Genomic DNA, 12,741 nt, shown 5'->3' on the forward strand with positions numbered 1-12,741 from the left:
GATTTTTACCCCGCTATCCGTCTAGTTCGGACAGCAGCTCGGCTGCTCTGCCGGCGCTTGTGTGGCGTACCTCGGCATCGTGGCGACGCTCGGAAAAGATCGCGGTCGCCATCAGCTTTTCGGCGAGATCGGCCGGCAGCGACAGGACAACCCGTTCGTCGTCCTTGTGGATGCCGCCGAGCTCGGAATGCCGCCCGGTGATCATGCCGCCGGCAACCGTGTTGTGGGTGTCGGGGTCGATCAGGATGAAGGCGCCGGTCGTGCGGTTCTGCTCGTAGGTGTCGAAGATCGCCTGCTCGTCGAAGGTCAGCGCCACCTTGCCGATCGCGTTCATCGACAGTGTCTCGATGGCGCTCCACTTGCCAGACTTGAGATCGAGCTGGCTTGTCGGAGCGACGGTCACGCGCTGGCGGCGGCTGCCGCTCTTCAGCCAGTAGCGCTTGCCCGGTTCGATGCCGTCGGGCTGCAGCGCGACGATCTGGGCGTCGAACTTGCGCCCCGTCATCGGCTGGCTGTCGAGCGAGACGATCATGTCGCCGCGCGAAACGTCGACCTGGCGGTCGAGCACCAGCGTGATCGCATCGCCGGCGACGGCGGCATTGCGCACGAGGTCGAAGGTAACGATCTGCTTGACATTGGCGATCATGCCGGACGGCAGCACAACGACGCTGTCGCCGGGTTTGACCGCGCCGCCGGCGACCGTGCCCTGATAGCCGCGGAAGCTTTCGCCCGGGCGCGAGACGCGCTGCACTGGCAGGCGGAAGCCGACGGTCTGGTTGGAGCGGACCGTCGCCTTCTCCAGCGTCTCGACCAGCGTCGGCCCTTCGTACCAGGGCATGGAGGCGCGGCCGTCATAGACGACGTTCTCGCCCTTCAGCGCCGAGACAGGGATGGCGGTGACCTGCTTGACGCCGAGCGACAGCGCCAGTTCCCTGAACTCGTGGCTGATCTCCTCGAAGCGGGTGCGGTCATAGCCGGTCAGGTCGATCTTGTTGACGGCCAGCACGAACTGACGGATGCCCATCAACGTCGCGATGGTGGCGTGCCGGCGCGTCTGTTCAAGGAGGCCGACGCGGGCATCCACCAACAGCACGGCGAGGTCGGCCGTCGAGGCGCCGGTCGCCATGTTGCGGGTGTACTGCTCATGGCCGGGCGTGTCGGCGACGATGAAGGAGCGGCGGTCGGTCGAGAAGTAGCGATAGGCCACGTCGATGGTGATGCCCTGTTCGCGCTCGGCCTGGAGACCGTCGAGCAATAGCGCGAAATCTGGCAGGCCGAGATCGTTCTGCTTGCCGGAGGAATCACGCTTCAGCGTCGCGGCCTGGTCTTCCTTGACCGCCTTGGTGTCCCAGAGCAGGCGGCCAATCAGCGTCGATTTGCCGTCATCGACGCTGCCGCAGGTTATGAGCCGCAGCGGGCGCGAGTCGCGCGTAACACGCTCGGCTTCGGGGGCCGGAAAGGCGATGACGGTTGCGGTGGCGGATGCGGTCATCTCAGAAATACCCTTCGCGCTTCTTCTTTTCCATGGACCCGGACTGGTCGCGGTCGATGGCGCGGCCCTGGCGTTCGGAAACGGTTGCGGTTTCGAGCTCGGAAATGATCTCGTCGAGCGTCGTGGCGGTGGAGCGGATGGCGCCGGTCAGCGGGAAGCAGCCAAGCGTGCGGAAGCGGATCAGGCCCTCCTGCCTGGTCTCGCCGGGAAGCATTTCAAGGCGGGGATCTTCGGCGAGGATCATCATGCCGTCGCGCTCGACGTACGGGCGCTTCTCAGCGAAATAAAGGGGAACGATCGGGATGTTCTCGGCCTGGATGTAGCGCCAGATGTCGACTTCGGTCCAGTTGGAGAGCGGGAAGGCGCGCACGCTCTCGCCCTTGTTGATCATGCCGTTGTAGACGTTCCAGAGTTCCGGGCGCTGGTTGCGCGGATCCCAGCGATGGTCAGGCGTGCGGAACGAGTAGATGCGTTCCTTGGCGCGCGAGGCTTCCTCGTCGCGGCGCGCACCGCCGAAGGCGGCGTCATACTTTCCGGAGTCGAGCGCCTGGCGCAGCGCCTCAGTCTTCATGATGTCGGTGTAGCGGGCCGAGCCGTGCGTGAACGGGGTGACGTTCTCCGCCGCCCCGCGCGGGTTGACGTGCTCGATCAGGTCGAGATCGTAGCTCTCCACGATCTCGTCGCGAAAGGCGATCATCTCGGCGAATTTCCAGCCGGTGTTGACGTGCAGAAGCGGGAAGGGGACGCGGCCCGGATGGAAGGCCTTGCGCGCCAAGTGCAGAAGGACAGAGCTATCCTTGCCGATCGAGTAAAGCATCACCGGCCGTTCGAATTCGGCGGCAACCTCGCGGAAGATATGGATGGCTTCGTTTTCGAGCGCCTTGAGATGCGGATCGAGCGGTGGCTTGGCGGCGGTTGCGCCCTTGGCCTCCGCCTCGTTGCGGATATCGGACATTCCTAATCGTCTCCAGAAATCGTTCGGCCGGGAGGAGGCCTAGAGCGAACTTGAATTGAGCGAGGGTATGGCAGTCTCGGGAACGTGAAGGCCGCATTCGCGCTTCTCGTCGTTTTCCCACCACCAGCGGCCGGCGCGCTCCGGCTCGCCGGGCTTGATCGCCCGCGTGCAGGGCTCGCAGCCGATCGAGGGGTAGCCGCGCACGTGCAGCGGATTCACCGGCACGGCGTTGTCGGCCACATGGGCCCGGATCGCCTCGAGGTCCCAGTCGGCCAGCGGATTGACCTTGATGAGGTTGCGCTCCGCGTCGAACTCGGCAAACGGCGTGTCCGCCCGGTTGCCCGACTGGCCGCGGCGCAGGCCGGTGATCCATATGGATGCCCCTTCAAGCGCCTTCGCAAGCGGCTTCAGCTTGCGCGCGCCGCAGCAGGCATGGCGCGCCTCGACGCTCTCGTAGAAGCCGTTCATGCCAAACCGGGCGGCAAAGTCGTCGATATCGTTTTGGCTTGGATGGAAGCGGATGATCTCGATGCCAAAACGCTCTTCCGTTTCGCCGATCAAGTCGGAGGTTTCCTTGAAGAGCCGACCGGTATCGAGCGTCGACACCTCGATCGACAGGCGATTGAGGCCGATCTCGGCCGTGATGACCTGATCCTCAATTCCGAGACTGGTGGTGAAGACCGCCTTGCCGTCCAGGCCTGCGACGAGCGCAAGCCGTCCAGCAAGATCGAGCCCTTCGAGCTGCCGGTTGAGCGCTTTTGCAGTGGTTTCAAGTTGCGATGCCATGGACAGAAAATCCTGATGTTGTCCGCGGAATATCGCAGCCGAAGCTGTGCAGGGACAGGAAAACGGATTTCTAATGCCGCCCGGAGAGAGCAAATATCTCTCTATTCCCAGCCGATCAAAGAATAGGGGCAGGGGCAAGCATTAATGACTAAGTCTATAAAAACTATAGAGTTTTATCTTGGTTGTGCGGTGCGTGGGGCGATGCATCAGGTGGGGAACATGCCATTGCGATCGTCGATCGTGCCGGATGGATCTCGCCGTGATCCCGAGGTGCCTGGTCCCGGGCAGAATTTTATAATATGACAAGAAAACTCATATTTTGGCCGATACAAACTTGACAAAAATAATCACCTTTAATAGCGGAGTTTTCGTGTTCAATTTTTGCCTTTGGGGGACAAGCTCATGGCGATCACGATTACCGCCTACGATACCGACAAGAATGGCACCGGTGTCGATGTTCTCAGCTATCTCAGCAGATTCGATGCGACCTTCGTCCCGAGTGGCCGGGGTCAGTTTTCCGGAGCTGACGGCATGTCCGGCAAGCAGTACGCCCTTTTCGACGCCAAGGCGACGGGGCTCGTCTTCGATGCGGGCAAGACCAACTGGGCCTACGATATCAACACCCATCAGGTGACGGGGTCTCTCAGCGCATTACGCTTCGGCACGAGCACGAAGCTCGATGCCGCAAGCCGTACCTTCAAGCAGACGACCGATTTGAAGATCAGCGGCCTTGGCCTGGAAAACGCCACCGATGCCAACGCGCTGCGCGCCAGTCTGTCGGCGGCGGACACCAAGGGGCTGCTCGATCTCTTGAAGAAGAACAGCATCAACTTTGTCGGTAGCACCGGCAAGGACGTGTTCAAGAGCTTCGACAAGAATGACGTGCTGAACGGTGGCGCCGGCGACGACACGCTCTTTGGTCAAGGCGGCAACGACACCGTCAAGGGCGGCACGGAAAATGACAAGCTCTATGGCGGTACCGGCAATGATGTGCTGTACGGTGAGGCCGGCAACGACGCGATCAACGGCGAGTCCGGCAATGACACGATCAACGGCGGTGCGGGCGCGGACAAGTTCGATGGTGGCGCGGGAATCGACACGGCATCCTACGCTGGTGCGACGAACGGCGTTGTCGCCAACCTCGCCAAGGCATCGCTCAACACCAACGATGCGAAGGGCGACACCTACGTGTCGATCGAGAACCTGACCGGTTCGAGCTACGCCGACAAGCTTTACGGCAACAGCGCTGCTAACACGATAAACGGCGGCAGCGGCAACGACGCACTCGATGGCGGCGCCGGCAACGACATGCTGATCGGCGGCGCGGGCGCGGACAAGCTCAATGGCGGCGCGGGTACCGACACGGCATCCTATGCCGGTGCGACGAAGGGCGTTGTCGCCAGCCTGGCCAAGGTATCGCTCAACTCCAACGATGCGAAGGGCGACACTTACGTCTCCATTGAGAACCTGACCGGTTCGAGCTACGCCGACAAGCTTTACGGCAACAGCGCTGCTAACACGATAAACGGCGGCAGCGGCAACGACGCACTCGATGGCGGTGCCGGCAACGACACGCTGATCGGCGGTGCTGGTGCGGACAAGCTGAATGGCGGTGCGGGTACCGACACGGCATCCTATACCGGTGCGACGAAGGGCGTTGTCGCCAGCCTTGCCAAGATATCCGCCAACACCAACGATGCGAAGGGCGACACTTACGTCTCCATTGAGAACCTGACCGGTTCGAGCTACGCCGACAAGCTGACGGGGAACAGCGGTGCGAACAAGATCAACGGCGGCAAGGGCAACGACACGCTGACCGGTGGCGGCGGGGCCGACGACTTCGTGTTTGCCAAGGGTTACGGCAAGGACACGATCACGGACTTCCAGAACAACATCGACGATATCGATCTTCGGTCCTATGGTTTTTCGTCGGTCAGTTCGGTTCTGAAAAAGGCCGCGCAGGTGGGAACGGACGTCCACATCAAAATCAGCAGCACCGACATCATCGTCCTTGACGACTTCAAGCTCAAGGATCTCGACGCGAGCGATTTCCTGCTCTGAGCGCTCGAGTCTAAGTGTGTCGGCAAATCAAGAGGGGCGGCATCAGCCGCCCCTTTCCGTTTCAAACTATGCAATGCTTGCCTGGCGCCAAAGGCACCCATGCTTTTGCATTTGTCCGTATTGCCCTAAAGTCCCCTCTGCGGGCCGCCGCTGAAGGTTTATTCGCGTTCGGATGCAACTGACGATGGTGCGCAGGATGCGTGATCGACCGCCTCTAAAGCCGATATTGAGGTGCCTGTCGCATTTCCTGCCGCGGGGTTTTGGCGACATAACCATGTCGTCGAGGCTTTAACACCGAGGAACCATTTTGCCTCCGTGGGCGTTGCAGGGAACCACTTTTGCGAAGCCCGGTTTCATTGTTGACTAACTCTACTAACTTCATAGACTTTGTGCACCAAGGAAGAGGGAGTAGAAAATGTCTATTTTTTCCAAAAGCTTGAGTGTTGCCTTGCTTGGCGTTGGCCTCGCTGTCGGCGCCGTTTCGGCGGCCGTGGCGCAGAGCACACTGTTGAATGTGTCCTATGATCCGACCCGCGAACTTTACAAGCAGTACAACACCGCCTTTGCCGCCCATTGGAAGGCAGAGACCGGCGAGGATGTCACGGTCCAGCAGTCGCATGGTGGCTCCGGCAAGCAGGCCCGCGCAGTGATCGATGGTCTCGAGGCCGATGTCGTTACCCTCGCGCTTGAAGCAGACATCGATGCCATCGTCGAAAAGACGAAGAAGATCCCGGGAAACTGGCGCGAATTGCTGCCGAACAAGTCGACGCCCTATTCGTCCACAATCGTGTTCCTGGTGCGCAAGGGTAATCCGAAGGGCATCAAGGACTGGAGCGACCTGATCAAGGACGACGTCCAGGTCATCACGCCGAACCCGAAAACCTCCGGCGGTGCCCGCTGGAACTTCCTCGCCGCCTGGGCCTGGGCCGAAAAGGAATTCGGCGGCGACAAGGCCAAGGTGACTGAATATATCACCACGCTCTTCAAGCACGTGCCGGTGTTGGATACCGGCGCGCGCGGCTCCACCACGACCTTCGTCGAACGGGGAATTGGCGACGTTCTGCTCGCCTGGGAGAACGAGGCATGGCTTGCGCTGGAAGAACTCGGACCTGACCAGTTCGAGATCGTCGCTCCGCCGCTCTCAATCTATGCCGAGCCGCCCGTTGCGGTCGTGAAGGGCAACGCGGAAGCGAAGGGAACGGAAAAGCTTGCAAATGCCTACCTTGAGTATCTTTATAGCAAGGAAGGCCAGAACATCGCGGCCAAGAACTTCTATCGCCCGTCGGATCCCTCCGCCGTCGATGCGAAGCTCCTGGAGAAGTTTCCGAAGCTTGAACTCCTGACGATCGAGGCCTTTGGTGGATGGAAGAAGGCGCAGCCGGAATTCTTCGGCGATGGCGGCATCTTCGACCAGGTCTACAAGCCGGGGAACTGAGATCGAATGGCATCCACCCCCAGCGCTGCGCGTTGGCACTGGAAAACCCCGAGCGTCATTCCGGGCTTCGGACTGACGCTCGGGTTTACGCTGGCTTACCTGACGCTCATCATTCTCATTCCGCTGGCGGCACTCGCCTGGCGATCCGCTTCCCTCGGCTGGGCCGACTTCATCCGCCTCGTCCTGGACCCGCGCACGCTCGGCGCCCTGAAGGTCTCGTTCTCCACCGCGCTGATCGCCGCCGTCGTTAACGTGATCTTCGGCGTCATCACCGCCTGGGTGCTGGTGCGCTACAACTTTCCCGGCCGCCGCATCGTTGATGCGATCGTCGATCTTCCCTTTGCCATCCCGACAGCGGTTGCCGGTATTGCGCTCACATCGATCTATGCGCCGAACGGCCTCATCGGCAGCCTGCTGACCCCGCTCGGCATCAAGGTTGCCTACACGCCGATCGGCATTGTCGTTGCTTTGATCGCAATCGGCCTGCCGTTCGTGGTGCGCACCGTCCAGCCTGTCATGCAGGAGATCAACCAGGAGGTGGAAGAGGCGGCCGCTTCGCTGGGCGCCAACCGCTTCCAGACGATCTTTCGCGTCATCCTTCCTGGCCTGATGCCCGCGATCCTCACCGGCTTCGCGCTGGCGTTGGCCCGCGGCATCGGCGAATACGGCTCGGTCATCTTCATTGCCGGCAACATCCCCTTCGTCTCCGAGATTGCACCGCTCTTGATCGTCATCCGGCTGGAGGAGTTCGACTATGGCGCTGCGACCGCCATTGCGACCGTCATGCTGGTCATCGCGTTTCTCATGCTTCTCCTGATCAATTTCATTCAGGCCTGGAGCAGGCGGAGGTTCGGCTATGAGCAATGAGCACTTCAAGAACCCGATCAGCGAAAGCGCGCCGGTCCGCTGGGCACTGATCCTTGCGGTTCTCGCCTTTCTCACCCTTTTCGTGCTGCTGCCGCTTGTGATCGTCTTTACGCAGGCCTTCCGGGAAGGGTGGGGTGCCTATCTTGCGGCGCTTGGCGAACCGGATGCGGTTTCCGCCATCAGGCTGACGCTGCTGGTTGCGGCTATCGCGGTGCCCGCCAACATGATCTTCGGCCTTGCCGCTTCCTGGGCGATCGCCAAGTTCGAATTCCGCGGCAAGGCCTTCCTGATCACCCTGATCGACCTGCCGTTTTCGGTCTCGCCGGTCATTTCCGGCCTTGTCTATGTGCTGCTCTTCGGTGCGAACTCGGTGCTCGGCCCGTTCCTGAAGTCATATGGTCTGCAAGTGGTGTTTGCCGTGCCAGGCATCGTGCTCGCCACAATCTTCGTCACCTTTCCCTTCGTCGCGCGCGAACTCATCCCGCTGATGCAGGAGCAGGGCACCGGCGACGAGGAGGCGGCGATCTCGCTCGGCGCCAGCGGCTGGCAGGCGTTTCGGTATGTGACGTTGCCCAACATCAAGTGGGGCCTGCTCTATGGCGTGCTGCTCTGCAATGCCCGCGCGATGGGCGAGTTTGGCGCCGTTTCGGTGGTCTCCGGCCATATCCGCGGCCTGACCAACACGATGCCGCTGCATGTCGAGATCCTCTACAACGACTACAACATCGTCGGCGCCTTCGCGGTTGCCTCGCTTCTGGCGCTCCTGGCGCTCCTGACGCTTGTGCTCCGGGCCATTCTAGAAACCCGCTACGGTTCCGAGCTGTCGGCCGGCCAGAAACACTGAGAAGAGCAGAGCGCACATGGAAATTCGCGTTGAAAAAATCCGCAAGGAATTCGATCTCTATCCGGCGCTGCACGATGTCTCGCTGAAGATCGAATCCGGCGAACTGATCGCTCTTCTCGGCCCCTCCGGATCGGGTAAGACGACGCTGCTGCGCCTGATCGCAGGCCTCGAGCAACCGACCTTGGGCCGCATCTTCTTCGGCAACGAGGACGCCTCTTATAAATCGGTGCAGGAACGCAACGTCGGCTTCGTGTTCCAGCATTACGCGCTGTTCCGGCATATGAACGTCGCGGAAAACGTCGCCTTCGGCCTGACGGTCCGACCGCGCCACCAGCGTCCGCCCAAGGCGGAAATCCGCCGCCGGGCGCTGGAGCTGCTCGACATGGTGCAACTGACCGGGCTGGAGAAACGTTTTCCCAACCAGCTGTCCGGCGGCCAGCGCCAGCGCGTGGCGCTTGCGCGTGCCATGGCGATCGAACCGAAGGTGCTGCTTCTCGACGAGCCCTTCGGTGCGCTCGATGCCAAGGTGCGAAAGGAGCTGCGCCGCTGGCTGCGCGAGTTCCACGACCGCACCGGCCACACGACCGTTTTCGTCACGCACGACCAGGAGGAGGCGCTGGAACTCGCCGACCGTGTCGTCGTGATGAGCCAGGGCAAGATCGAGCAGGTAGGATCGTCGGACGATGTCTACGATCGGCCGAACTCGCCCTTCGTCTTCTCCTTCATCGGCGAGAGTGCGAACCTGCCGGTAACGGTGATCGACGGCACCGTGCATTTCCATGGAGAGTCCACCGGGCTTGCCGCCCAGCGCGACGGCGAGGGGCGTCTGTTCTTCCGACCGCAGGATGTCTCGCTGGTGGAAGAGGGGCCCTGCTTCACCGGTCCCGTCACATCGAGCCGCCGACTTGCCGGCACCCGCATCGCCGAGGTGGAACTAGGATCCGCCGAGGACCCATGCCACGTGGAGATCGAAATCCCGCTCGAAGCGGCCGCCACCAACGGCTCGATCCTGTCGTTCCGCCCGACACGATGGAAGCTGTTTTACTGAGCGGGCGAAGGGCCACCGTGTTCTATAGTGACGCCCGTCGCTTTGGCAGCCTGCAACTCCGGCGCCAACGTCGAGATGGCCTGCGCTTGTTCAAGGGTTGGTGATCCGACTCGCCTTTGCGCGCGTCCACGCTAACTTTCGTCCTGTGACCCAAGGATCGAAAGGAATGCGCCATGCGTCCCTTGACCGGCATACTGGCCGTTGCCGCCATATTAGCCTTCGCCGCAACGGCGTCCTTCGCGCATCACGGTTGGACATGGGCTGAAGAAGAGCAGACCGAACTCAAGGGCATCATTCGCACGGTCGTGATCGCCCCGCCGCATCCCACCCTCGACGTCGAGACGGCAAGCGATGGGCTGTGGAAGATCGAACTGGGCAATCCGCGCCAGACGCAGCGTTCCGGCTTTGTGGAAGGCTCGGCCAAGCAGGGAGACCAGGTTGTCGTTCTCGGCAATCGCTCGCTCGATCCCGATGAAAAGCGGATGAAGGCCGTGCGCATCACCGTTAACGGCAAGGTGTTCGATATCTATCCCGAGCGGATCAAGATGAATTGAGTGTGGGCATGGAGGGGCTCGAATGGATCGCAGCCTCGCCGATCGCCGCGGCGCTGAAGGCGTCGGGCACGCTCTACCTGTTCGTCAACGCGGCGCACATCCTGTCGATCGGCCTGATCGTCGGCGCGATCATGCCGCTGGACCTGCGCCTGCTCGGCCTGTTTCGCCGCTACCCGCTCTCCGCTCTCGGACCCTATCTTTCGGCAAGCGCTGCCATCGGGGTGGCGCTCGCGATCCTGACCGGTATCTGTCTGTTTTCCGTGCGCCCGATGGAATACGCGTCGAACCCGGCCTTCCTGGTCAAGCTGGCGCTGCTCGCCTGCGGCGTTGTCAATGCGCTTTCCGTACACGGAACGACGCGGTGGATGGTTGCGGTGAACCATGGGAAGGTGTCACCGCTGCTCAGGCTGCAGGCTTTGCTCTCACTGACGCTCTGGGCCGCGACGCTCGTGGCCGGGCGCTGGATCGCCTTCGTCTGACCCGGCGCCGGGCTTACCGGTCGCTCGTCTCCCAGCGCGGATTGATCCACGGTTCCTGGTTGGAGCGGGGCAGGGGCTGCCGGCCGAGGATATGGTCGGCGGCCTTCTCGCCGGTCATGATCGAGGGACCGTTGAGGTTGCCGTAGGTGACGTGCGGGAAGATTGATGAATCGGCGACCCGCAGGCCGTCGACGCCGATGACGCGCGTCTCCGGATCGACCACCGCCATCGGATCGTTGCGGTCACCCATCTTGCAGGTGCCGCAGGGGTGGTAGGCGCTTTCCAGGTGCTCGCGCAGGAAGGCGTCGATCTCCTCGTCCGTCTGCACCTTCGCGCCCGGCTGGATTTCCGGCCCGCGATAGTGGTCGAAGGCCTTCTGGCCAAAAATCTCCCGCGTCAGCCGTACGCAATGGCGGAACTTCTCCCAGTCTTCCGGATGGCTCATGTAGTTGAAGCGGATGACCGGATCGGCCATCGCATCGGCCGAGCGCAGCGTCACGCTGCCGCGCGACTTCGACAGGTTGTAGCCGACATGGGCCTGGAATCCGTGCGTGTTGGCGGCTGCCTTGCCGTCGTAGGAGATCGCCACGGGCAGGAAGTGGTACTGGATGTCTGGCTGCTTGACGCCGGGCGCGGAACGCAGGAAGGCGCAGGCCTCGAATTGGTTGGAGATGCCGAGCCCCTGCTTGAAGAACAGCCACTGCGCGCCCGCCACGCCCTGCCAGAACCACGGCAGCCACGAATAGAGCGATACCGGCTTGGTCGAGACCTGCTGGAAATAGAACTCCATGTGGTCCTGCAGGTTGGCGCCGACGCCCGGCCGGTCGGCCTTCACCTCGATCCCCATGTCCTGCAGATGCTGTCCTGGACCAATGCCCGAGAGCATCAGTAGTTTCGGCGAGTTGAACGAGGAGGCCGAGACGATCACCTCGCGGTTGGCGCGCACCACCTCGATCTTGCCGCCGCGGTCGATCTCGACGCCGACGGCGCGGCCGCTCTCGATCACGATTTTCCGCGCAAAGCAGCGCACCAGCTCGACATTCGGCCGCTTCATCGCCGGCTTCAGATAAGCATTCGCCGCGGACCAGCGCCGGCCCTGCCAGACCGTCTGCTCCATCAGGCCAAAACCTTCCTGCTTGGAGCCGTTATAGTCCTCGGTCAGCTCGAAGCCGGCCTGCTTGCCCGCCTCGATGAAGGCGTGGAACAGCGGGTTCTTCACCGGTCCACGCTTGACGTGCAGCGGCCCATTCGTGCCGCGCCAGCCGTCCTCGCCGCCGTGGTTGTGCTCCATCCGCTTGAAATAGGGCAGCACGTCCGCATAGGCCCAGCCACGCGCGCCGAGCTCTTCCCAACGGTTGAAGTCCTCCGCGTGGCCGCGCACATAGACGAGCCCGTTGATCGACGATGACCCACCGATCACCTTGCCGCGCGGTGCGGTGATCCTGCGGTTGTTGAGGTTCGGCTCCGGTTCGGAAAGATAGCCCCAGTTGTAGCGCTTCATGCTCATCGGCCAGGCGAGCGCCGCCGGCATCTGGATGAACGGCCCGATGTCCGACCCGCCATACTCCAGAACCAAGACGGTGTTCTTGCCGTCCTCCGAGAGGCGATAGGCCAGTGCGGAGCCTGCCGAACCCGATCCGACGATGATGTAATCTGCCTGCTGCATGATGATGTTCCGCTTAAGCTTCGTTAGGCATTGTTGCGTGTTTCATCGACCTGCATGGCTCGTTTCCGTTGAAAACGCCAAGGATCGAAATTAGGTCTGTGGTTGTATACTTAGTTGGGGATGCGGACTTCAAATGCCCGGAGAAGGCTTCCGAAAGAAACTGCTGCAGCGATTGAGCGCGGTAGAAAATGCTCGTCTGAAGGAAGAGAAAGAAAGAGAACGCCGCGCCGAGGGGACGGAGAACGTTTATCGAGATACGCGACAAGAAATTTCGGCGTTCTCCTTCTTGAAAAGAAAACTCAGAATCGGTCTTTGTGTGTTCTCGTGCGTGCTTATAGCCGCGGTACTCCAAGAGGCCACGGGTATCGCATTTTTCTTCTGGTATGTACCGTTGTGTTGTCTCTGTATCTATGCCCTCTGGAAGCGCGTGGTCGTTAAGCCCTCTCGGCTGAGGCACTACGACTGACTCATACAGAAACGCACCGCGGGCCGGCACCGTGTCGGAGCGGATGATGATGTAATCTGCGTTCTGCATTGCCGTTACCCAGCAGTTC

The 12,741-nt window shown here is 61.7% G+C and carries 12 protein-coding genes; 7 read left to right on the plus strand and 5 right to left on the minus strand.

Annotated elements, in window-relative coordinates; genetic code table 11:
* Positions 1-13: 13 nt before the first annotated feature.
* From cysN to IB238_RS01845, 3 genes are read right to left on the minus strand one after another with little or no spacing between them, the layout of a single operon-like run.
* Positions 14-1,492: a sulfate adenylyltransferase subunit CysN gene (gene cysN, locus IB238_RS01835; protein WP_192243040.1), complete on the minus strand. Its 1,479-nt coding sequence runs from the start codon at positions 1,490-1,492 to the stop codon at positions 14-16.
* A 1-nt stretch (position 1,493) separates the two neighbouring features.
* A complete protein-coding gene (gene cysD / locus IB238_RS01840) occupies positions 1,494-2,447 on the minus strand; it encodes a sulfate adenylyltransferase subunit CysD (RefSeq protein WP_192243041.1) in 954 nt (317 codons plus the stop codon).
* A gap of 39 nt (positions 2,448-2,486) precedes the next feature.
* Positions 2,487-3,233: a phosphoadenylyl-sulfate reductase gene (locus IB238_RS01845; protein WP_192243042.1), complete on the minus strand. Its 747-nt coding sequence runs from the start codon at positions 3,231-3,233 to the stop codon at positions 2,487-2,489.
* A gap of 402 nt (positions 3,234-3,635) precedes the next feature.
* Here IB238_RS01845 and IB238_RS01850 point away from each other — a divergent pair, with 402 nt between their 5' ends.
* From IB238_RS01850 to IB238_RS01880, 7 genes are all read left to right on the plus strand, one after another.
* Complete coding sequence (locus IB238_RS01850; RefSeq protein ID WP_192243044.1) at positions 3,636-5,294, plus strand: calcium-binding protein; 1,659 nt, start codon at positions 3,636-3,638, stop codon at positions 5,292-5,294.
* 415 nt (positions 5,295-5,709) lie between these two features.
* Positions 5,710-6,729: a sulfate ABC transporter substrate-binding protein gene (locus IB238_RS01855; RefSeq protein ID WP_192243045.1), complete on the plus strand. Its 1,020-nt coding sequence runs from the start codon at positions 5,710-5,712 to the stop codon at positions 6,727-6,729.
* Between the two features lie 6 nt (positions 6,730-6,735).
* Complete coding sequence (gene cysT, locus IB238_RS01860; protein ID WP_192243047.1) at positions 6,736-7,596, plus strand: sulfate ABC transporter permease subunit CysT; 861 nt, start codon at positions 6,736-6,738, stop codon at positions 7,594-7,596.
* On the plus strand, positions 7,586-8,440 hold the full coding sequence (cysW, locus tag IB238_RS01865; RefSeq protein WP_192243049.1) for a sulfate ABC transporter permease subunit CysW: 855 nt from the start codon (positions 7,586-7,588) through the stop codon (positions 8,438-8,440). Before cysT ends, cysW begins: the two co-directional genes overlap by 11 nt.
* A 16-nt stretch (positions 8,441-8,456) precedes the next feature.
* Complete coding sequence (locus tag IB238_RS01870) at positions 8,457-9,488, plus strand: sulfate/molybdate ABC transporter ATP-binding protein (protein ID WP_192243051.1); 1,032 nt, start codon at positions 8,457-8,459, stop codon at positions 9,486-9,488.
* A 173-nt stretch (positions 9,489-9,661) separates the two neighbouring features.
* Complete coding sequence (locus tag IB238_RS01875) at positions 9,662-10,042, plus strand: DUF6152 family protein (RefSeq protein ID WP_192243053.1); 381 nt, start codon at positions 9,662-9,664, stop codon at positions 10,040-10,042.
* Between the two features lie 8 nt (positions 10,043-10,050).
* Positions 10,051-10,521: a DUF6644 family protein gene (locus IB238_RS01880; protein ID WP_192243055.1), complete on the plus strand. Its 471-nt coding sequence runs from the start codon at positions 10,051-10,053 to the stop codon at positions 10,519-10,521.
* A gap of 13 nt (positions 10,522-10,534) precedes the next feature.
* Here IB238_RS01880 and betA read toward each other — a convergent pair whose 3' ends face one another.
* Positions 10,535-12,187, minus strand: coding sequence for a choline dehydrogenase (betA, locus tag IB238_RS01885; protein WP_192243057.1), 1,653 nt, complete (start codon positions 12,185-12,187; stop codon positions 10,535-10,537).
* A 13-nt stretch (positions 12,188-12,200) separates the two neighbouring features.
* The gene (locus tag IB238_RS01890; protein ID WP_192243059.1) at positions 12,201-12,722 is read right to left on the minus strand and encodes a hypothetical protein; all 522 of its coding nucleotides are present in this window, start codon (positions 12,720-12,722) and stop codon (positions 12,201-12,203) included.
* Between the last annotated feature and the right edge of the window lie 19 nt (positions 12,723-12,741).

Source organism: Rhizobium sp. ARZ01 (genome assembly GCF_014851675.1).
Classification (GTDB): Bacteria; Pseudomonadota; Alphaproteobacteria; order Rhizobiales; family Rhizobiaceae; genus Mycoplana.